Source organism: Pseudomonas koreensis, from assembly GCF_024169245.1.
GTDB classification, from domain to species: domain Bacteria; phylum Pseudomonadota; class Gammaproteobacteria; order Pseudomonadales; family Pseudomonadaceae; genus Aquipseudomonas; species Aquipseudomonas koreensis_F.
This window is the reverse complement of record NZ_JALJWP010000001.1, coordinates 3,908,896-3,927,895: the sequence shown is the minus strand read 5'-3', so window position 1 is coordinate 3,927,895 and position 19,000 is coordinate 3,908,896. Positions and strand designations below refer to the sequence as shown.

The 19,000-nt window shown below is 60.9% G+C and carries 21 protein-coding genes; 12 read left to right on the top strand and 9 right to left on the bottom strand.

Going from position 1 to position 19,000, the window contains the following annotated elements; genetic code table 11:
• Positions 1 to 2: 2 nt before the first annotated feature.
• Positions 3 to 1,226: an MFS transporter gene (locus J2Y90_RS17475; RefSeq protein WP_253501050.1), complete on the bottom strand. Its 1,224-nt coding sequence runs from the start codon at positions 1,224 to 1,226 to the stop codon at positions 3 to 5.
• A gap of 95 nt (positions 1,227 to 1,321) precedes the next feature.
• On the opposite strand from J2Y90_RS17475, the gene J2Y90_RS17470 reads away from it, so the two are divergent.
• Positions 1,322 to 2,221 (top strand): LysR family transcriptional regulator, encoded by a 900-nt coding sequence (locus J2Y90_RS17470; RefSeq protein WP_253505209.1) that lies wholly within the window; start codon positions 1,322 to 1,324, stop codon positions 2,219 to 2,221.
• Positions 2,222 to 2,265: 44 nt separating this feature from the next.
• Here the strand turns inward: J2Y90_RS17470 and J2Y90_RS17465 are convergent, their stop codons facing one another.
• The gene (locus J2Y90_RS17465) at positions 2,266 to 2,469 is read right to left on the bottom strand and encodes a hypothetical protein (protein ID WP_253501045.1); all 204 of its coding nucleotides are present in this window, start codon (positions 2,467 to 2,469) and stop codon (positions 2,266 to 2,268) included.
• A gap of 32 nt (positions 2,470 to 2,501) precedes the next feature.
• Here J2Y90_RS17465 and J2Y90_RS17460 point away from each other — a divergent pair, with 32 nt between their 5' ends.
• The 5 genes from J2Y90_RS17460 to msrA all read left to right on the top strand — a co-directional run bounded on the left by J2Y90_RS17460 (position 2,502) and on the right by msrA (position 7,112).
• A complete protein-coding gene (locus J2Y90_RS17460; protein ID WP_253501043.1) occupies positions 2,502 to 4,628 on the top strand; it encodes a TonB-dependent receptor family protein in 2,127 nt (708 codons plus the stop codon).
• An 85-nt stretch (positions 4,629 to 4,713) separates the two neighbouring features.
• On the top strand, positions 4,714 to 5,073 hold the full coding sequence (locus J2Y90_RS17455; protein WP_253501041.1) for a hypothetical protein: 360 nt from the start codon (positions 4,714 to 4,716) through the stop codon (positions 5,071 to 5,073).
• Positions 5,074 to 5,174: 101 nt separating this feature from the next.
• Positions 5,175 to 5,636: an NUDIX hydrolase gene (locus tag J2Y90_RS17450; RefSeq protein ID WP_253501039.1), complete on the top strand. Its 462-nt coding sequence runs from the start codon at positions 5,175 to 5,177 to the stop codon at positions 5,634 to 5,636.
• 34 nt (positions 5,637 to 5,670) lie between these two features.
• Entirely contained in the window at positions 5,671 to 6,456 is a 786-nt protein-coding gene (gene sseB, locus J2Y90_RS17445; RefSeq protein ID WP_253501037.1) for an enhanced serine sensitivity protein SseB, read from the top strand.
• 146 nt (positions 6,457 to 6,602) lie between these two features.
• The gene (gene msrA / locus J2Y90_RS17440; RefSeq protein ID WP_253501035.1) at positions 6,603 to 7,112 is read left to right on the top strand and encodes a peptide-methionine (S)-S-oxide reductase MsrA; all 510 of its coding nucleotides are present in this window, start codon (positions 6,603 to 6,605) and stop codon (positions 7,110 to 7,112) included.
• A 52-nt stretch (positions 7,113 to 7,164) separates the two neighbouring features.
• Here msrA and J2Y90_RS17435 read toward each other — a convergent pair whose 3' ends face one another.
• Positions 7,165 to 8,406: an MFS transporter gene (locus tag J2Y90_RS17435; RefSeq protein WP_253501034.1), complete on the bottom strand. Its 1,242-nt coding sequence runs from the start codon at positions 8,404 to 8,406 to the stop codon at positions 7,165 to 7,167.
• 63 nt (positions 8,407 to 8,469) lie between these two features.
• On the opposite strand from J2Y90_RS17435, the gene J2Y90_RS17430 reads away from it, so the two are divergent.
• Positions 8,470 to 9,480 carry an AraC family transcriptional regulator gene (locus J2Y90_RS17430; RefSeq protein WP_253501033.1) on the top strand — a complete coding sequence of 337 codons (1,011 nt, stop codon included), beginning with the start codon at positions 8,470 to 8,472 and terminating at the stop codon, positions 9,478 to 9,480.
• A gap of 27 nt (positions 9,481 to 9,507) precedes the next feature.
• On the opposite strand, the gene J2Y90_RS17425 is transcribed toward J2Y90_RS17430, so the two are convergent.
• The 3 genes from J2Y90_RS17425 to J2Y90_RS17415 all read right to left on the bottom strand — a co-directional run bounded on the left by J2Y90_RS17425 (position 9,508) and on the right by J2Y90_RS17415 (position 11,771).
• Entirely contained in the window at positions 9,508 to 10,140 is a 633-nt protein-coding gene (locus J2Y90_RS17425) for a carboxymuconolactone decarboxylase family protein (protein ID WP_253501032.1), read from the bottom strand.
• A 141-nt stretch (positions 10,141 to 10,281) separates the two neighbouring features.
• Positions 10,282 to 10,680 (bottom strand): cyclophilin-like fold protein, encoded by a 399-nt coding sequence (locus J2Y90_RS17420; protein WP_253501031.1) that lies wholly within the window; start codon positions 10,678 to 10,680, stop codon positions 10,282 to 10,284.
• A 62-nt stretch (positions 10,681 to 10,742) separates the two neighbouring features.
• Entirely contained in the window at positions 10,743 to 11,771 is a 1,029-nt protein-coding gene (locus J2Y90_RS17415; RefSeq protein ID WP_253501030.1) for an alpha/beta hydrolase, read from the bottom strand.
• 133 nt (positions 11,772 to 11,904) lie between these two features.
• On the opposite strand from J2Y90_RS17415, the gene J2Y90_RS17410 reads away from it, so the two are divergent.
• The gene (locus tag J2Y90_RS17410) at positions 11,905 to 12,813 is read left to right on the top strand and encodes a LysR family transcriptional regulator (RefSeq protein WP_253501029.1); all 909 of its coding nucleotides are present in this window, start codon (positions 11,905 to 11,907) and stop codon (positions 12,811 to 12,813) included.
• 336 nt (positions 12,814 to 13,149) lie between these two features.
• Here J2Y90_RS17410 and J2Y90_RS17405 read toward each other — a convergent pair whose 3' ends face one another.
• The 3 genes from J2Y90_RS17405 to J2Y90_RS17395 all read right to left on the bottom strand — a co-directional run bounded on the left by J2Y90_RS17405 (position 13,150) and on the right by J2Y90_RS17395 (position 14,721).
• Positions 13,150 to 13,434, bottom strand: coding sequence for a hypothetical protein (locus tag J2Y90_RS17405; protein WP_253501028.1), 285 nt, complete (start codon positions 13,432 to 13,434; stop codon positions 13,150 to 13,152).
• Positions 13,435 to 13,494: 60 nt separating this feature from the next.
• On the bottom strand, positions 13,495 to 13,719 hold the full coding sequence (locus J2Y90_RS17400) for a DUF2188 domain-containing protein (RefSeq protein ID WP_253501027.1): 225 nt from the start codon (positions 13,717 to 13,719) through the stop codon (positions 13,495 to 13,497).
• Positions 13,720 to 13,803: 84 nt separating this feature from the next.
• A complete protein-coding gene (locus tag J2Y90_RS17395) occupies positions 13,804 to 14,721 on the bottom strand; it encodes a LysR substrate-binding domain-containing protein (RefSeq protein WP_253501026.1) in 918 nt (305 codons plus the stop codon).
• Positions 14,722 to 14,915: 194 nt separating this feature from the next.
• On the opposite strand from J2Y90_RS17395, the gene J2Y90_RS17390 reads away from it, so the two are divergent.
• The 4 genes from J2Y90_RS17390 to J2Y90_RS17375 all read left to right on the top strand — a co-directional run bounded on the left by J2Y90_RS17390 (position 14,916) and on the right by J2Y90_RS17375 (position 18,949).
• On the top strand, positions 14,916 to 15,665 hold the full coding sequence (locus J2Y90_RS17390; RefSeq protein ID WP_123418420.1) for an SDR family NAD(P)-dependent oxidoreductase: 750 nt from the start codon (positions 14,916 to 14,918) through the stop codon (positions 15,663 to 15,665).
• 100 nt (positions 15,666 to 15,765) lie between these two features.
• Positions 15,766 to 17,064, top strand: a complete 1,299-nt coding sequence (locus tag J2Y90_RS17385; RefSeq protein ID WP_253501025.1) for an MFS transporter — start codon at positions 15,766 to 15,768, stop codon at positions 17,062 to 17,064.
• Between the two features lie 17 nt (positions 17,065 to 17,081).
• Positions 17,082 to 17,930, top strand: coding sequence for a transketolase (locus tag J2Y90_RS17380; RefSeq protein ID WP_253501024.1), 849 nt, complete (start codon positions 17,082 to 17,084; stop codon positions 17,928 to 17,930).
• The gene (locus J2Y90_RS17375; protein WP_253501023.1) at positions 17,927 to 18,949 is read left to right on the top strand and encodes a transketolase family protein; all 1,023 of its coding nucleotides are present in this window, start codon (positions 17,927 to 17,929) and stop codon (positions 18,947 to 18,949) included. The genes J2Y90_RS17380 and J2Y90_RS17375 overlap by 4 nt, the downstream gene beginning before the upstream one ends.
• Positions 18,950 to 19,000: the final 51 nt, after the last annotated feature.

The window sequence follows — 19,000 nt, the reverse complement described above, 5'->3', positions numbered from 1 at the left end:
GGTCATCTGACATTTTCCTTGTTGGATGTTGATTCAAGAGCTTTGAGCGCGGGAGCGCCGGCCATCACCGGCAGTACGGGAATTTTCCAGCCGCGACGAATCACCAGCAGCGGCAGTATCTGGAACACCATGATCAGGGCGATGCAAGCCGGCCAGCCACCCAGTTCCCACAGCGCGCCCGGCACGAACGCACCGAAACTGCCGCCCAGGTAGTAACTGGTCAGATACAGGCCCACGGCCCCGGCCTTGTCCAAGCGGGCATGGGCGGTGACGAATGCGTTGGCGGCGGCTTGGGCGAGAAATACGCCGGTGGAGCTGAGCGCGAGGCCGGCGATGATCAGCCACAGTGAGGAGGTCAGCGTCAGCAGCGAGCCGGTAATCCCCAGGCAGGCTGCGGCCGTGATCAGTTCACTACGCGGTCGGGCCTTGCCCAGGCGTCCGGCAATCGGCACCACCACCAGCGCCAGCAGAAACACCGAGTAAATCGCTCCGAGCGCACCGGTGCTCAACGAAAACGGGGCACGGCTCAGGTGCAGACCGACATAGGTAAACGTCGCAATCTGTGCAAACAGCACGCAAAAACCCACGACGTAGGTGGCCAGCAATGGTTTGCTGAAACGTTCGGCGCGCATCCCTTGGCGCCCGGCCGGGGTTTGCAGACCAGGACTGGGGTTGTGCGGCAGGAACCAGGCGATCGTCAGCCCCAGGAGCAGGCTCAGCCCGGCAAGCACGGCCAGGGCAAGACGCCAGTCGGCAAACTCGGTGACCCATCCGGTGAGGAACCGCCCGCAGAATCCGCCAAGCACGGTGCCGGCAACGTAGACGCTGGTCACTTCGGTCACCGCGCCGTCTCTCCAGCGCACGCCGATGTAGGCGATGCTGGTGGCGAACACCACGGGTATCAGCAGGCCCTGGACCGCCCGCCAAAGCAGGAACTCACCGAAGCTGCCTGCCCAGGCCGCCAGCAGCGCTGGCAGCGCCAACAGGATCGCCGCCAGCGCGATGACCCGATGCTGCTCGGCCCGCGCTGTAAGCCGGCCGACAAATAATGCAGCGATGGCCACGGCCAGCGTGGTGACGGTAATGCTCCAGCTGGCTTGTCGGGCGGACACGTCGAACGCCGCGGCCAGCTGGTTAAGCAGCCCTTGCGTTGCATAAAGGTTGATAAAAGCCGCGCATCCCGCCAGAAACAGGGCGACCCGAGGACAAAACAGGCGAAGACTCATAAGAAATGTTCGTAATATTTTCAAACACTTTTATAAGATGGGCAGTCTGAAGGATCCAATACCGATTTCCGACCGATTGATACCCAGGGATGAACATGATCGATCTGCGCCGTCTGCGTTATTTTCTCGTCGTCAGTGACGAATTGCATTTCGGCCGCGCCGCGGTGCGTCTGCATATCGCCCAGCCGCCGCTGACCCGGCAGATTTCGGCGCTGGAAACGGAACTGGGCTTTCGTCTGTTCGACCGCAGCACGCGCAATGTCACGCTGACGTCCGAGGGGCGACACTTTCTGCCCTATGCGCGGGCCGTGCTGGAACAAGTCGACCTCACGGCAGCCATAACCAGCAAACTGGCGGCTGGCTCGGCCGGGCAACTGGCGGTGGGTTATGCCAGCTCGATCGCGCTCTCGGATCTTTTCAGCCAGACCATCCAGACGTTCTGCTCGTCGTATCCCGATGTGCAATTGACCGTGGAAGAAGGCGCCTCCAGTACGCAATGTGCACAAATCGTCGAAGGACGCCTGGACATCGGCATGAGCCGCATGTACCCGGCCGATGCGAACCCGGACATTCAGGTCATCTGCCTGGACAACGAGCCGTTGATGGCCGCCGTTCCCAGTGACAGCGCCCTCGCCGATCAGAGCCATGTAACCCTGACCGAGCTGAGCGCATATCCGCTGATTGCTTTCCCGAGCGACTACGGCTCGGCCCTGAACGACATCATCGCTGCGCTGTACCGTCGCAACGACCTGACTCCGCGCCCGGGGCCGAGTGGCAAACAGATCACCTCGATCATTGCTCTGGTCGCCGCCGGCCGGGGCATCGCAGTTGTACCGCAATGCACCCAGGCCCTGGTCAAGCGTGGCGTGACCTATCGACCGCTGGCTGAACCCAGCGCCACGGCGCCGTTACTGGTGCTGACGCGCAAACGCGAACGAAGCCCGCTGGTGAAGGCGTTTGTCGAGGTGATCGAGCAGACCTTGCGGGGCAAGTGAACGATCACTGCGCCAGAAAGAGCGGGATGTCTGCGCATGTATCGTCAGAATTTTCCGCGACGCGCTTGTATGGGCATCCGGCTCTCGGCAACTCGACTTTGTCGCGCTTCAACAGCCCGCTGAAATTGTTTATTGAACCGAAAGGCCGGATCCGCGAAGTTAGTCCGCGCCCGGTCGTTTGCCATCGCCGGACAAAAAGCCAAATCGCCATGTGTTTCCTCCGTTTCTTTTGACGTCGCACTGTTCATTGCCCGATTCCCTGTTTGCTGGAGTTTTTTCGATGCCGTCGCCCAAATCATTGCCCACTGCCCTGCTCGGTCTGGCCATCGCCTGCCCGGCGATGGCTGCGACCCAGGGTCTGGAACTGGGGCAAGTGCTGATTTCGGCGGATGAGCGCAGTGGCACGGATGCAGCGGTCGAAGACGCCCGGGAACGCCTCGAACAGGTGCCCGGCGCTACCAACGTGGTCGACATGCGCCAGCCGTTGCAGGGCCGCGTTGCCAGCAATCAGGATGTGCTGGCCTATCAGCCGGGTGTGTATGCGCAGTCGGCGGGCAACGAAGGCGTGAAGATTTCCATCCGCGGATCGGGGATCAACCGCGCCCCCGGCGCCCATGCATCGGGGCTGTACACGATGCTCGACGGCCTGCCGCTGACCGGCCCCGGCGGCACACCCTATGAATTGCTCGAGCCACTGTGGGTCGACCATGTCGAAGTGCTGCGCGGCGCCAACGGCTTTGATCGCGGCTCGCTGGCGCTGGGCGGCGCTATCGATTACGTCAGCCACACCGGTTACACCGCGCCGAAACTGCAAGTGCGCTATGCCACCGGAAGTCATGGCTATCAGCAGCGCCAGATCAGCTCCGGGCAAGTGCTTGGTGATTTCGATTACTACGTATCGCTGACCGGTGCCGAGGCTGACGGCTATCAGGATCACACCGCCAGCGACAGCAAAGGCCTGATCGCCAACTTCGGTTATCGCTTCAACCCGAACCTGGAAACACGCTTCTATTTTCGCTACCGCGAGACCGACAATGACCTCGCCGGCCGGGTAACCAAGCACTCCATCGAACACAGCCCACGGGCAGCCAACCCGGCGTATGTGGCGCGCGACGACAGCCGCAAGCAACCGGGCAGCACCTTCATTGGCAACAAGACCACGTTCTACCTCGACGACGATTCGAGCATTCAGACCGGTCTCGTCTACCACGACTACCCCATGGACCTGCGCGAAGGCCCGAACCGCCTGAAAGTGGCCTATACCGACGTCAGCGGCACCTTCGACTACAAACGCCGCGACACCCTGTTCGGCATGGAAAGCCGCAGCACTGTCGGCCTGCGCGTGACCAAGCATCTGCCCAACGACGGCGCCAGTGAATTCGTGCGCGTTCCGACTGGCAACACCGCCAGCTACGCTCCGGGTACGCGCATGCGCAACTTCACCTATCAGGGCTCCGACACCGTGCTGCATGTCGGTAACGACCTGGAAATTGCCGACGACCTCTGGCTTACCACCGGCCTCGCCGCCATCTACACCCGCCGCGAAAGCGCCGTGACCTACCCGCAAGGCGGCGGCAAAACCAGTCTCAACGACTGGGACTACGCACCGCGTATCGGCCTGCGCTACCAGATCGCCCCGGACGTGCAAGTGTTCGGCAACCTCAGCCGCTCCGTCGAAGCACCGCACCCGTGGTCGTTGATCTACAGCTCCAACGTACGCTTCCCTGCGGGCAACGGTGCCGCCACCGGCACCCAGCGCGACCCGATAAAACTGCAAAACCAGACCGCGACCACCCTGGAACTTGGCGGCCGTGGCGACAGCGCCTTCGGTGAATGGAGTCTGGCCTGGTACTACGCGCAAGTTCGTCACGAACTGCTCTCGGTGCTACCGGATGCCAACGCCGTCACGCCCTACGAACTCAATGCCAGCCCGACAGTGCACCAAGGCATCGAGGCCAGCCTCAACAGCAAACTCTGGACCGCCGCCGACGGGCGCCAGTTGAGCTTGCGCCAGGCCTACACCTTCAGCGATTTCCACTACCGTGACGATGAACGCTTCGGCGACAACCGCCTGCCCGGTTTGCCGATGCACTACTATCAGGGCGAACCGCGTTACGACTGGCCGCAAGGCTTCTTCGCCGCCGTGAATACACAACTGGTGTCCAAAGTGGCCGTGGACTACGCCAATAGCTATTACGCCGACCCGTATGCCTTGTTCGGCGCCACGCTGGGCTACAACGCGCCCAAAGGCGACTGGCAAGGCTGGGTGGACATGCGCAACCTCACCGGCAAACGTTATGCGGCCACGGTCACGCCGGGCTATGACGACAAAGGGCTGGATGCCGCGCGGTCGACGCCGGGCGAAGGAATGGGGGTGTACGTCGGGGTTTCGTGGAGTTTGTTGTGAGGTCTGTTGGCTGGAGGCGGACAACTCCGCGCAATCTGCACTACGCTGGCTAGCGATATGTAACAGCTTGCGGAAGGTTTGCTCAATGACAGTCTGCTGCCCTGATTGTGGATTCATCACCAATCATCTTCCGCCCACGCATAAATGCCCAGAGTGCGGAGGGTTTTCTCACGATTGGTTGATTTACGACTGGGAAGACTTTGCTGCAATCAAACGTCGGCACATCAAGTACAACGTTGCGATTCTTGGGGCGCTCCTGATCAATGTGCTTCTGGCTCTTGCGCTTCAATCCAGCAATGTTTTCCAGTGGTTTCTGACGCTATTGGTAATACCGGCAGTAATCAGCTGGCTTCGTTGTCGCATGCAATTACGGGCGAGGTCGGCGTATAAAGGCCATGAAGCTGGGGCTGTTTTTCCATGGTTCAGCGGGTTTGGTGGTTTTTAAAGGTTGTGCAATGGCGGTCGCTCGCCGGCCCGTTATAATGTTGCGAGCAAAACGAATCCGCAACGCAACGAGCAACAGCGAGCCCTCCAAGGAAGATGCAGATGCGGGAACGCAAGGCAGCACGATTACTGGTCATAAGCCCATCGCGAGAAGTTCTTCTCTTCAAATTTATCCATGAAAACGGCGCTTTGGCCGGCACAAATTATTGGGCAACCCCAGGCGGCGGTGTGGAGGACGGCGAAACTTTTCATGACGCTGCAATCCGCGAACTGCGTGAGGAAACCGGCATAAAGGTCAGCGCCGTTGAGGGACCTGTAGCACGCCGGGATTTTTCCATGCTATTACCCAGCGGCGAGACGGTACTCGCAGTCGAACAGTATTTCCTCGTGCACGCGCCAAGCGAACGGCTTTCCAGAGCCGGCTGGACCCTGCAAGAAACCGAGGTCATGACCGACCATCGGTGGTGGTCCGCTGAATCGCTACGTGGCACCGACGAACAGATGTGGCCCGAGGGGCTGGATGAAATGCTGGAGAATGCAGGCATCTTCGAACCGGTCAGGTAAACATCGCTCTCCATTGAAATAACGGACTTACCTCATGGATATCACGCAAGAAAACCCTCTGGAAACATCACTCCGACTGGCCGGCGACGAGCCCGCGCATCGTCCTGAGTTCTATCGCACCCTGCTGGATTCGACCGTCTACATCCTCGGCACCGCCGGTGCTGCTCAAGGCCATGTCAATCTCGAAGCTGGCAGCAACATCAGCATCGCCCATTGGCAGAAGCCCGATGGCACGCCGGTCATTCCGTTCTTCTCCTCGCTGCCAACACTGCAAAAATCCATCGACAGCGAGCAGAGCTATGTAGAGATACCCGCCCGATCACTGTTCGAAATCACCTTGGGTGCTTTGCTCTTCCTCAATCCCAAGTCGCCCTACGGCAAAGAGTTCGTCCCGGATGAAGTGCAACATTTGCTCTCGGGCGGAATCGGCCGCCCCGCCACGCAGCGCACCGTTGAAAAAGAAACCAACGTATTGCTCGGACAGCCTTCGGACTACCCATCGACGATGGTTAATTCGCTCTCGCAACTGCTGGCCAAACATCCAAACGTGAAGCGCGCATTTCTGGCACTGATGCACGACGCCTCGCTCGATGAAAAACCGCATTTGATCGTCGGCATCGAAGCCGATGGCGATATCGAGCAGGTCATGCGCGAAGCCGGCAATGTTGCTGGGGACACAGCCCCCGATGGCGGGCCGGTAGATTTTTGCCGCGTGCTGGTCGGAGAAGCCGGGCTGAGTGATTACTTCCTCAAGGAGACCAAACCGTTCTACGAACGCAAGTCACCGAGCAAGCTGCGTTCTTTTTTTGGCTTTGGTTGAATACGTTCTGACGAGATCGCAGTCGTCTGCATGTCGATTGATCAGAGGGCCAGTGGTCGATTCTGATGAGCGCGCCCTTGGATTCTTTCAACCCGCCCTCATAACAGTGGGTATCCCCCCATCGTCTCCGAGAGGAAGGACACACCATGACCACTCAAACCGAAACTGCCATTCTCGCCGGCGGCTGCTTCTGGGGCATGCAGGATCTGTTGCGCCGCTACCCGGGCGTGCTCAAGACCCGTGTCGGTTACACCGGCGGCGATGTGCCGAATGCGACCTATCGCAACCACGGCAGCCATGCCGAAGCCATCGAGATCGAGTTTGATCCGGCGGTGATCAGCTACCGGCAGATCCTCGAGTTCTTCTTCCAGATCCACGACCCGAGCACGCCCAACCGCCAGGGCAACGACCTTGGCCCGAGCTACCGGTCGGCGATCTACTACCTCAGCGAGGAGCAGCGCGCCGTTGCTGAAGACACCGCCGCTGACGTCGACGCTTCGAAGCTATGGCCCGGCAAGGTAGTGACCGAAATCGAACCGGCCGGGCCGTTCTGGGAAGCGGAACCCGAGCATCAGGATTACCTGGAGCGGATTCCGAATGGCTACACCTGCCACTTCATCCGGCCGAACTGGAAACTGCCGAAGCGCGCTGGATGACAGCGGTGTTGACGGGGCTTCAACGCCCCGCCACCGCCGCACCCTGATCAAATCACAAATGCATCGGTGCCGCCGCCGAGCCTGGCTCCGGCACATCGACATTGACCTTCAGTGCAATCAGCAATGCGGCCAGTAACATCAGAATGCCGGCCGCGACAAACACCCCATTGATGCCACTGAAACTGAACACCGCGCCGCCGGCAGCAGCGCCTGCGGCAATCGCCGATTGCACCGATGCGACGACCATGCCGCCTGCGCTTTCGGCCTGATCGGGTACCGAGCGCGCCACCCAATTCGACCATGCGACGGGCACACCACCGAAAGCCATGCCCCAGAGCGCCAGGAGCAACGCCTGCCCGGTGAGAGAAGCCGGCAACCCGACCAGTGCCAGAGCGGCGACGCCTACCAGCACCGGCATCAGCACCAGGGTCCCGCGTGGACTGCGCTGCAACAGCCAGCCGGCGAACAGCGTGCCGGCAAAATTCGCCACACCGAAACCGAGGAGCATCAGTGCCAGAGTTTGCGTTGCGACGCCGGTGGTGCTTTCCAGAAATGGCCGGATGTAGGTGAACAACGCAAAGTGACCGGTGTGCACCAATACGCAGCCGAACATGCCAATGGCAATGCCCGGTCGCAGCAAAACCTCAAGCACCGTACGCAGGCGTGACGGGCGATGCGGCGCCAGACTCGGTAACGTGAACATTTGAAAAACCAGGGTGACCACACCAACCGCCGCCGCTGCGAAAAACGCGCTGCGCCAGCCAAATTGCCCGCCGAGAAAACTGCCCAGCGGCACCGCCACCACGGTGCCTACGGCGATCCCGCTGAAGATGATCGACAGCGCGCGCGGCAGCAGCGCCGCCGGCACCAGGCGCATCGCCACGGCCGCCGCCATGCTCCAGAAACCGCCCAAGGCGATGCCCAAGAGGATTCGCATCACCAGCAACACCGTGAGGCTGGACGAGAACGCGACCAGCAGATTCGAGGCAATCATCAGTGCCGAAAAACCGAGCAACACCAGCCGCCGATCAAGGCTACGCGTCAGCCCCGGCACCAGCAATCCGGCAAACAGCGCCACCACCGCCGTCACCGTCACGGCTTGCCCGGCCAACGCTTCGCTGACGCCGAGATCCAGCGCCATCGGCGTCAGCAGGCTGGCCGGCAGATATTCTGCCGTGAGTAATCCGAACACCCCCATCGCCAGCGAAAACACCGCCATCCACGCCGGCGTCGTCGGCACCTCATCAGTGCACGCGCCCCCACCGGCCTGCCCGTCACATACACAATCATTCATCGCAAGACTTCCTCGGACATTGTCGAGACGCCAGTCTATGGATGGCAAACCGGATGATCTATGATGCACAGTCTTGAACTTTTGACCGAAACCCCGAACATGAGCACCACCGACTCCTTCTCGCTGTCCTCCGATCTCATCACTGAGTTGCTGCGCAGCATGCGTCTGCGTGGCGTGCAATATCGGCGAATCCACGCCGCTGGGCCCTATGGCCTCGGTTTCAGCGACAAATCCGGCCATGCGTATTTCCACTTCGTCGCCGCTGGATCTGCGGTGTTGCGGCTGGAGGACGGCAGCGTGTACGAATTATCGGCGGGTAATGCGGTATTTATTGCCCATGGCGCCGCGCACCAATTGCTGTCCCATACAGGCGCCGAGGTGCAAGACATTGACAGCGCCGTCGCGGCTCCAATCGGCGACACAGTGTGCGCGGTGCAAGTCGGGCATAGCGCCGATCCCGGCGACAGCGCCCTGCTCTTCAGTGGCTGCATGGAGTTCGAACTCGGCAGCCTGCAAGGCCTCGGCCGGCTGATGCCGGGACTGATGCTGATTGACGCAGGCGGCCAGCGCTACCCGGGACTGATGCCGATCCTCGCGACCATGGAACGCGAAGTCAGCGCCGCGCGCATCGGCTACGCCGGCATTCTCGCTCGCCTTGCCGACGTCGTGGCGGCGATGATCGTTCGCGGCTGGGTCGAATGCGCCTGCGGCAATGCCTCTGGCCTCGTCGCCGCCCTGCGCGATCCACGTCTGGCGAAGGCCTTGCTGGCCTTGCACCAGCAACCGGGCCGCGACTGGAGCGTCGCCGAACTGGCAATGCTCTGCAACACCTCACGCTCAGTCTTCGCCGAACGCTTCCAGACCACCCTCGGCACCCCGCCGTTGCGCTACGCCACCGAACTGCGGATGCGTCTGGCCAGTCAGTGGCTGACGCTGGAACGACTGCCGATCGAAGAAGTGGCGCAACGCTTGGGCTACACCTCCCAGGCGGCGTTCAGTCGCGCGTTCAAGCGCATCACGGGAAACTCGCCGGGAGCGAGTCGGCGCCAGCGCGCAATCCAAGAATCGCACTAAAAGGGCAGCGATGAACCCGAGCTGCCCTCATCGCTGGATTTTGTCCAGCCCCGCGCTCACCCGCTCCGCAGCCTGCAAATCCCCACGCGCCTGCAACTCCTGCGCCACCTGGCGCAACTGCTCAACCGTCAGTCCCACATTCAGGCTGATCTTCAAATGCGACTCCAGTTGCGACTCCACCCCGGCCATCGCAGCAAGCGCACCAACTGTCGCCAACTCCCGATCCGTCCATGCCAGGTTGTCGCGGGCGAAGATGTCGCCGAACAAGTGCACCTTCAAAAACTGATCGATCGCCGGGGCGAATTCGAATAGCGGGCCGGACACTGGCGCGCCGACCAGACGGGTCTGATTGTCGGTGCCGAGTTCGGTCAGCGCATACCCCGAAGGCACCGGGCCGGGCTCGCGTCCTGGCACGTCTTCGATGCCCCGCGCGGCGCGTTCTTCCACGACTTTCATCAGCAATGACAGCGCGTTGAGGCTGCGCGGAAACCCGGCATAGGCGTACAGCTGCACCAGCACTTCCTTGGTTTCGCTGATGCTCAGCCCGGCGTCGAGGCCGCGATTGAGCGCGTCGTGCAAACGCGGCATGTCGCCGCTGGCGGTATTCGCGGCAATCGGGGCGATGGCCAATTGCTTAGGGGTCAAAGGCTGTTCTTTCATGATCGGTTTCTCCGGTGATCGGGAAGGATTGGCGCAGAGAGGGTTCACGCAGGCTGCACTGGCGAGGACCGCGCAACCGAGGGCGACGATGCGAAGAAGGCGCTGATGATGCAGCGATTTCTGGTTCATCGATGACTCTCCTCACTCATCCAGGGTGAACGTTACCCGCACGTCGCCGCGCCCCAAGGCGTGGGCCAGGTCTTGCGGCCGGTCGATGCGACCAAGGCGCGAATAGCGGTAAGACGAATCGAAGGTTTGGTAGAAGACCACCAACGTATCGTCGCCATACAAAAGGAAATCGCCGTTGTGGATCGTGCCCGGCCGGTAGGGCTGGGTGGGCAGTGGCGGCTGCACGGTGGCGTATTTTTCGTTGCTGTGCAGGTCGGTCATGTCCAGGCTCAGGGGCAATCGCGTGAGCAGTTCCCGTGTGCTCGGGTTGTCATCCAGAGCAATGGCAAAGCGGTGTTCTCCGACAGTCATCCACATCGTGGTGTCCTGCGCAGCGGTAGTGGCAGACAGAGCAAAGGGCACCCATGTCATCAGCACAACTCCCTTCCAGGTTTGAGCGAAGATTTTCATGACTCTGCTCCGTCGCCTGGGAGTTACTTCAGGTTGTTTTTGAAGAACTGCGTCAACTTGGCGAAGGGAATCAGCTCGACCCGGTCATACAGATCGACATGGCCGGCGTTCGGCACGATCACCAGTTCTTTCGGCTGCCCGGCGAGACGGAATGCCTCTTCGCTGAATTCTCGGGAGTGCGCTTCGGCACCGGCGATAAACAACATCGGGCGCGGCGAAATGCTCTCGATATCGACAAACGGATAGAAGTTCATGAACTTGGTGTTGCTGCTCAGCGTTGGCCGCGTGGTCTGTTGCGGCGTCGAGCTGGCCGGGGTGAATTCGCCGCGCGGGGTCCGGTAGAAGTCGAAGAATTCGCGCTGGATCGGGTGCGTATCGGCCTTCAGTTCCAGCACCGTGCCGCTGGTGTATTCGACCTTGCCGCCGGTGAACTCGGCGTAACGCTGTTCGGCCGCTTGCGCAATGATCTGCTTGCGCTGCTCCAGGGTTTGCGAGTGCTTGAGGCCGTCACGGTTGGCTGCGCCCATGTCGTACATGCTGACCGTGGCGATGGCTTTCATCCGTGGATCGATTTTCGCAGCGCTGATGACGAAACTGCCGCTGCCGCAGATGCCCAGCACGCCGATGCGCTCGCGGTCGATGAATGGCCGTGTGCCGAGGTAATCGACGGCGGCGCTGAAGTCTTCGGCATACATGTCCGGCAAGACGGTATTGCGCGGCGCGCCCTCGCTTTCGCCCCAGAAGGACAGGTCCAGCGACAGGGTGACGAAGCCCTGCTCCGCCAGTTTCTGCGCGTATAGATTGGAGCTCTGCTCCTTTACCGCGCCCATCGGATGGCCGACGATAATCGCTGCGCTGCGCGCTGCAGGATCCAGCCCTTTGGGCATGAACAGGTTGCCGACGACGGTGAGTTGATATTGGTTTTTGAAGCTGACCTTCTGCACGGTCACCTTATCGCTTTTGAAGAAATTATCGGCACCGTGGGACATGTCAGCTCCGAATGCAGTGAATGAACTCAGGAGAAACCCGAGCAGTACGAACAGTCGTTTCATGGGGGCGTCCTTGATCGAGAAACCAGGCGAGGCCGGGATGGAGATATTGTTGCGCAGGCTCGAGGCTTTGATTAGCTAATGAGTGCTTAATGCGGTTATAAACGCTGCTAATCAATCAAGCCGAGCGCGCACCATGGCCAAACCCAACTTCAACGATCTGCTCGCCTTCGTCACCGTAGCCCGCTCCGGCAGTTTCACCCGCGCGGCGGTGCAACTGGGCGTGACGCAATCGGCGGTGAGCCAGGTAGTCTCAGCCCTCGAGGCGCGTCTGAAAATTCGCCTGCTGACCCGCACGACGCGCAGCGTGTCGCTGACGGCGGCCGGCGAACGCTTGCTGCACACCGTCGGCCATCGTTTCGATGAAATCGAAGCCGAGCTCGACGCTCTGACCGAGTTGCGCGACAAGCCCGCCGGCACGGTACGTATCACTTGCGGCGACAACATCATCAAGACCACGCTGCTGCCCAAGCTGACGCCGCTACTGCTGCAATATCCGGATATCAAAGTCGAATTCGATATCAACTATGGTTTCCGCGACATCGTCGCCGACCGCTTCGATGCCGGCGTGCGCTTCAGCGACACCGTCGCCCAGGACATGATCGCCGTGCCGATCGGCCCGCCACTGCGCATGGCCGTGGTCGCTTCGCCCAGCTATTTCGCCCGGCACCCTGCCCCACAACACCCGCGGGATCTGGCCGCGCACCGCTGCATCGACATCCGTTTTCCGACTTACGACGGTGTCGACGCGTGGGAATTCGAGCGTCAGGGCAAGAAGCTGAAAGTGCGCGTTGACGGTCAACTGGTGTTCAACTCCACCGTGCACATTGCCGACGCGGCTGTGAACGGGTTAGGGATTGCCTACCTGCCTGAAGACGAGTTCGGTGCACATCTGGCTGAAGGCCGTTTGGTCAGGGTGCTGGAGGACTGGTGCGAACCGTTCGGGGGCTTCCACCTCTACTACCCCAGCCGCCGCCAACCGTCGCCGGCGTTCTCACTGGTGGTGGATGCGTTGCGCGTGGTGACAAACCCAGCCCCCTTGTAGGAGTGAGCCTGCTCGCGATAGCAGTCTGTCAGTTGATGCAACGTTGACTGACACTCCGCCTTCGCGAGCAAGCTCGCTCCCAAAGGGGATTTGTGAATGGATCAAGTTCGCGGATCTGCTGTAAAACCCTGTGGGAGTGAGCCTGCTCGCGATAGCAGTCTGTCAGTTAATGCAAAGTTGACTGACACTCCGCCATCGCGAGCAGGCTCACTCCTACATTGGGTTCGTGGTGGGTCAGCAATCAGGCGAATGTATGAAAAACCCTGTGGGAGCGAGCTTGCTCGCGAAGGCGTCAGATCAGGCAAATCATCTCTGAATGGCAACCCCGCGATACCCTCACAACTTCGGCACATCGCCGGTAGCCTCGGCAATCATCGCCAAGGTTTCCTTCATGCTGGCGATATCTTCATGCAGCTTTTGAAACACCAGATCCAGCGACTCAGGGGCGTCCACGGTCTGATGGCCACGAAGCGACTCGACGCTACCGCTCTCCACGTGCTGGAGAATGTCCACGCTTTCTCGCAGTGCCAACAGCTGATCAAGGATCTCGGCAATCTGCGCCTGGCTCCGGGCGCTCATCGCTTCCCCGGCTGCCAGATCAGTGAACCCCAACCCAGACATGCGATGACCATAAATCAGCCCCTTCTGAAGAAATCATGAATACAGAAAAGAACAGGCGGCTCAGCCTTTGGTTTTGCGCGGATCGGCAGCGCGCGGAAAGGTGCGTTCTTCCTGGATCGTGCCGTCCTCTTTATGGATTTTCAGCGAGGCGGTTTTGTCTTGCAGGAATTCGCTGGCGATCTGAGTGATCTCGGCTTTGGTCGAAGCTGTTTTGGACGCACGCTGCGCGCCCTCTTTGACCAGTTCCCAGCGCTGCTGGTTTTTGTTGATGTGGTAGTTATCCATTCCTTCACCTCTGATTGAATGATCAAGACCGGTAATGGATTGACCCTGGCCGCTGCAGAGAGTTTGAAAGAATTGCGCCCGGCCTCAATAAGCGAACTCGTGACCCAATTCGCTTTCCATCCACGCCAGAAAACGCCGGACACGTGGGAAGCTGGAATGCGCCTTGGGAAACACCAAGTGGTGCGCCGCCACCGCAGCACTCAGTGATTCAGGCGCCACTTCAACCAACGTGCCCGCGGCCAGATACTTCTGCGCCAGCAATGTGCTTTCCAGTGCGAAACCCAAGCCATGACTCGCCGCTTCCAGCGACATGTATGAACGATCGAAGCTCAGCGCGTAAGGCCGTTCCGGACGCGCCAGGCCATGCTGGGCAAACCATTGCGGCCATTTGAGCAGAGTGGCTTCCGAGAGAATCAGATCACACTCGAGCAGATCCGCCGCGCCGCGCACCGGTCGTTGCGCGAGCAGTTTCGGTGAGGTCAGCGCCGCGAATGTCTCGTTCCTGACCGTACGCACTTCATAGCTTGGCCAGTTCGGCAGGCCATGGCGGATATCCACGTCGATCTTGTCGCGACTGAAGTGCAACGATTCATAGGAACACGACAGATTGATCTGAATGTCCGGATGACTGGCGCGAAACGCTTCCAGGCGCGGCATCAGCCAGAGCAGGCCGAAGCTTGGCGACGAATGCAGACGCAGGCAATCGAGGCTGACGTCGCTGGCCGCGCGCTCAGTGGCAACGGCGAGGCTGTGCAGAATGCCGGAGACTTCCTTGAGGTACTGCTCGCCGACCGGCGTCAGCGAGACACCCCGAGCGGCGCGGACAAATAATTGCCGACCAATCATCCCCTCCAGTTTCGCCAGTTGATGGCTGACGGCCGATGGCGTCAGGTCCAGCACTTCCGCCGCCCTGGCGACATTACCGAAGCGCGCGGTTTGCTCGAAGGCCTGAATTGCTTTCAGCGGTGGCAGGATGATGGGTGCCTCAGTGTCAGAGCGCATGGTGACTCCGTTGTGATTTCTTGTGATGTACGGACCGGTTTCATTCAAACATCTGCAAGCTGACCTGACGAGTGCTGAATTTTTTTCAGCATTGAGTGACTTTCGCGTTATTGCTCACCCACCCCACGGAGGACAAGCTGAGTCATCGGTTTTTCACAGACCGACCCAATAAAAACAATTCGAGGGAATCCTCCATGCTTCTTCAAGACAAAGTCGCAATCATTACCGGTGCTGCCTCCGCCCGTGGCATTGGCCGCGCCACCGCGACCACGTTTGCGCAACACGGCGCTCGCGTGGTGATTCTCGATCTGGATGCAGCCGCAGCACGTGACGCCGCCGCATCACTGGGCGAAGGTCATCTGGGCCTCGCGGCCAACGTGGCCGACGAAGCGCAGGTTCAGCAAGCCGTCGCCGCCATCATCGAGCACTTCGGGCGCATCGATATTCTCGTCAACAACGCCGGCATCACCCAACCGCTGAAGACCCTTGATATCCGCCCCTCGGACTATGACAAGGTGCTGGACGTCAGCCTGCGCGGCACTTTGCTGATGTCGCAGGCGGTGATTCCGCTGATGCGGCAACAGTCTTGCGGCAGTATCGTCTGCATGTCGTCGGTGTCTGCCCAGCGCGGCGGCGGCATCTTCGGCGGCCCGCATTACAGCGCCGCCAAGGCCGGGGTGCTGGGTCTGGGCAAGGCCATGGCACGAGAACTGGGGCCGGACAACATCCGGGTCAACTCCATCGCGCCGGGTCTGATTCACACCGACATCACCGGCGGCCTGATGCAGGACGAGCGCCGTCACGCCATCATCGACGGCATCCCGCTCGGGCGCCTGGGTCAAGCGCAGGACGTCGCCAACGCCGCGCTGTTTCTGGCCAGCGACCTGTCCGCTTATCTGACCGGCATCACCCTCGATGTGAACGGCGGCATGCTGATTCACTGAGTAACTCTGGGCGGGCCCGCGTGGCCCGTGCGGTTCTGGATCGATGACGCAGCCGGGCCTGATGGCCTGGCGGTCAATAAAAACAAGAGATCAGACCATCATGACTACCCTGTCGCTCGAAGCGGTTTCGACCGTGCGTTCTTCTGCCTATCGCAAAACGGCCTGGCGCCTGATGCCGTTCCTGATGCTGTGCTACCTGTGCGCCTATCTGGACCGGGTCAACGTCGGTTTCGCCAAACTGCAAATGATGAACGATCTGGCCCTCAGCGAGACCGTCTACGGACTCGGCGCCGGCGTGTTCTTCATCGGCTATTTCCTCTGCGAAGTGCCCAGCAACATCATCCTGCACAAGGTCGGCGCGCGGGTGTGGATCGCGCGGATCATGATCACCTGGGGCATCGTCTCGGCGCTGTTCGCCTTCGTCGAAACCGCGTGGCAGTTCTATGCTCTGCGCTTTCTGCTGGGGATTGCCGAAGCCGGCCTGGCGCCGGGCCTGTTGCTCTACCTGACGTACTGGTTTCCGTCCTATCGGCGGGCGCGCATGACGGTGTTGTGGTTCATCGCCATTCCGCTGTCAGGCATGGTCGGTGGCCCGCTCTCGGGCTGGATCATGAACCACTTTGCCGGCGTGCACGGCTGGGCCGGTTGGCAATGGATGTTCGTCCTCGAGGCGGTGCCGACCGTCATCGTCGGCCTGCTGGTGCTGAGCTATCTGAAGGACGGCGTGCATCAGGCGACCTGGCTCAATGACGAAGAGAAAGCCCTGATCACTCGCGAGCTGGCCGAAGACGACCAGCAAAAAGTCACCCATGCCTCGGTCGGCGAGTTCATTCGCGACCGCCGTTTGTGGTTGTTGGCGGCCATCTACTTCTGCGTCGTGATGGGCCAGTACGCGATCACGTTCTGGCTGCCGACTCTGGTGCGCAACGCGGGTGTTTCCGATCCGCTGCACATTGGCTTTCTGACCAGCCTGCCCTATCTGTGCGCCATCGTCGCCATGCTGCTGGTCGGGCGCAGTGGTGACAAGCATCGCGAGCGCCGCTGGCACCTGATCGTGCCGATGATCGCCGGCGCGATCGGTCTGAGCCTGGCAGCAATGATGGGCGGCAATTCGACCTTGTCGATCCTCAGCCTGTGCCTGGCCGCCTCGGGCATTTTGTCCGCCACCTCGTTGTTCTGGATGCTGCCGACCACGCTGCTCGGCGGGGTGTCTGCCGCTGCCGGCATCGCGGCGGTCAACAGCTTCGCCAACCTCGCCGGGTTCTGCTCGCCTTATCTGATCGGCTGGATCACCACCCTGACCGGCTCCAGTGCCATCGGCATGTACCTGATTACCGGCGTGCTGTTCCTCGGCGCCAGTCTGGTCCTGCGCATTCCCGCCGCTTTGGTCAATCGTTGAGTTAACGGAGTTTCATCATGACGACTAATCTTTCACTCGCTGTATCGCCGAGCCTGACGGAGCGCGCGCACAACATTCGCCGCCACGCGCTGCGCATGGGCCAGGTTCAGGGTCAGGGCTACGTGGGCCAGGCCCTCGGCGCGGCTGACCTGCTGGCAGTCTCCTACTTTCATGCGATGAACCATCGCCCGGCAGACCCTGAATGGGAGCAGCGCGATCGCTTCTATCTCTCCATCGGCCACTACGCGATTGCCTTGTACGCTGCGCTGATCGAAGCCGAGATCATCCCTCTCGACGAGCTGGAAACCTACGGCTCGGATGACAGCCGCCTGCCGATGTCGGGCATGGCCGCCTACACGCCGGGCATGGAAATCACCGGTGGCTCGCTGGGTCAGGGTCTGGGCATCGCGGTCGGTGCCTGCCTCGGCCTCAAGCGCAAAGGTTCGACCTCGTTCGTCTACAACCTGCTGTCCGATGGCGAACTCAATGAAGGCTCGACCTGGGAGGCGGTGATGTCGGCTTCGCACTGGAAGCTCGACAACCTGATCGCCATCGTCGACGTGAACAACCAGCAAGCCGACGGTTACTCCAGCGAGATTCTCTCGTTCGAACCGATCGTTGATCGCTGGCAAGCCTTTGGCTGGTTCACCCAGCGCGTCGATGGCAATGACCTCGACGCACTGGTCGCTGCTTTCGATGCCGCGCGCCAGCATCCGGGCACGCAACCGCGGGTGATCATCTGCGACACGAAAATGGGCAAAGGCGTGCCGTTTCTGGAGAACCGGGAAAAGAATCACTTCATTCGCGTCGAAGAACACGAATGGGACCAGGCACTGAGCAACCTTGCAGAAGGAAAAGACCAATGAGCAACGCCGCCAACACTTCGACTTCTACTGGCGAGCCGGTGAAAAAGCGCCTGACCACCTCGGCGATGATCGCCTCGATTGCCTCCGAGGGTCAGGCGACCCGCTCGGCACCGTTCGGCCACGCGCTCGCGGCTTTGGCAGAGCAGCGCGCGGACATCGTCGGGCTCTCCGCTGACCTGTCCAAATACACCGATCTGCACATCTTTGCCAAGGCGCACCCGGAGCGTTTCTATCAAATGGGCATGGCCGAGCAGTTGCTGATGAGCGCTGCGGCCGGGATGGCGCGCGAAGGTTTCGTGCCGTTCGCCACCACCTACGCGGTGTTCGCTTCGCGCCGCGCTTATGACTTCATCTGCATGGCCATTGCCGAAGAAAATCTCAACGTCAAAATCGTCTGTGGCCTGCCTGGCCTCACCACCGGTTACGGGCCCAGCCACCAGGCTACCGATGATCTGGCAATCTTCCGCGCCATGCCCAATCTGATGATTGTCGACCCTTGCGATGCGCTGGAAATCGAACAGGCCGTGCCGGCCATCGCCGCTCACCAGGGCCCGGTCTATATGCGTTTGCTGCGCGGCAACGTGCCGTTGGTGCTGGACGAGTACGGCTACCAATTCGAGATCGGCAAGGCCAAGACCCTGCGCACGGGTAACGATGTGCTGATTATCTCTACCGGGCTGATGACCATGCGTTCACTGGAAGCGGCCAAGCAATTGCAGGCCGACGGCATTGATGTCGCCGTGCTGCACGTGCCGACCATCAAGCCGCTGGATGAGCAAACCATTCTCGCCGAAGCGCGCAAATCCGGGCGTCTGGTGGTCACCGCGGAAAACAGCTCGATCATCGGCGGCTTGGGCGAGGCGGTTGCCGGGTTGTTGTTGCGCAACGGCGTGACGCCTACCTTCAGACAGATCGCGTTGCCCGATGCCTTCCTCGACGCCGGCGCCCTGCCGACGCTGCATGATCGCTACGGCATTTCGACCCCGGCCGTCTGCGCGCAGATCAAGGCCTGGCTGTAACCCCTCCGCAAGAGGCGCTTCGTTTCGAGGCGCCCGCTCATCCGAAAACAA

Coding starts and splice junctions, on each gene's coding strand:
- J2Y90_RS17435 (WP_253501034.1), bottom strand. CDS start 8,406: ATGAATGATTGTGTATGTGACGGGCAGGCCGGTGGGGGCGCGTGCACT.
- J2Y90_RS17430 (WP_253501033.1), top strand. CDS start 8,470: ATGCACAGTCTTGAACTTTTGACCGAAACCCCGAACATGAGCACCACC.
- J2Y90_RS17400 (WP_253501027.1), bottom strand. CDS start 13,719: ATGGATAACTACCACATCAACAAAAACCAGCAGCGCTGGGAACTGGTC.
- J2Y90_RS17380 (WP_253501024.1), top strand. CDS start 17,082: ATGACGACTAATCTTTCACTCGCTGTATCGCCGAGCCTGACGGAGCGC.
- J2Y90_RS17395 (WP_253501026.1), bottom strand. CDS start 14,721: ATGCGCTCTGACACTGAGGCACCCATCATCCTGCCACCGCTGAAAGCA.
- J2Y90_RS17405 (WP_253501028.1), bottom strand. CDS start 13,434: ATGTCTGGGTTGGGGTTCACTGATCTGGCAGCCGGGGAAGCGATGAGC.
- J2Y90_RS17385 (WP_253501025.1), top strand. CDS start 15,766: ATGACTACCCTGTCGCTCGAAGCGGTTTCGACCGTGCGTTCTTCTGCC.
- J2Y90_RS17420 (WP_253501031.1), bottom strand. CDS start 10,680: ATGACATGGGTGCCCTTTGCTCTGTCTGCCACTACCGCTGCGCAGGAC.
- J2Y90_RS17425 (WP_253501032.1), bottom strand. CDS start 10,140: ATGAAAGAACAGCCTTTGACCCCTAAGCAATTGGCCATCGCCCCGATT.
- J2Y90_RS17455 (WP_253501041.1), top strand. CDS start 4,714: ATGACAGTCTGCTGCCCTGATTGTGGATTCATCACCAATCATCTTCCG.
- J2Y90_RS17415 (WP_253501030.1), bottom strand. CDS start 11,771: ATGAAACGACTGTTCGTACTGCTCGGGTTTCTCCTGAGTTCATTCACT.
- J2Y90_RS17465 (WP_253501045.1), bottom strand. CDS start 2,469: ATGAACAGTGCGACGTCAAAAGAAACGGAGGAAACACATGGCGATTTG.
- J2Y90_RS17390 (WP_123418420.1), top strand. CDS start 14,916: ATGCTTCTTCAAGACAAAGTCGCAATCATTACCGGTGCTGCCTCCGCC.
- J2Y90_RS17460 (WP_253501043.1), top strand. CDS start 2,502: ATGCCGTCGCCCAAATCATTGCCCACTGCCCTGCTCGGTCTGGCCATC.
- J2Y90_RS17375 (WP_253501023.1), top strand. CDS start 17,927: ATGAGCAACGCCGCCAACACTTCGACTTCTACTGGCGAGCCGGTGAAA.
- J2Y90_RS17450 (WP_253501039.1), top strand. CDS start 5,175: ATGCGGGAACGCAAGGCAGCACGATTACTGGTCATAAGCCCATCGCGA.
- J2Y90_RS17410 (WP_253501029.1), top strand. CDS start 11,905: ATGGCCAAACCCAACTTCAACGATCTGCTCGCCTTCGTCACCGTAGCC.
- msrA (WP_253501035.1), top strand. CDS start 6,603: ATGACCACTCAAACCGAAACTGCCATTCTCGCCGGCGGCTGCTTCTGG.
- sseB (WP_253501037.1), top strand. CDS start 5,671: ATGGATATCACGCAAGAAAACCCTCTGGAAACATCACTCCGACTGGCC.
- J2Y90_RS17470 (WP_253505209.1), top strand. CDS start 1,322: ATGATCGATCTGCGCCGTCTGCGTTATTTTCTCGTCGTCAGTGACGAA.
- J2Y90_RS17475 (WP_253501050.1), bottom strand. CDS start 1,226: ATGAGTCTTCGCCTGTTTTGTCCTCGGGTCGCCCTGTTTCTGGCGGGA.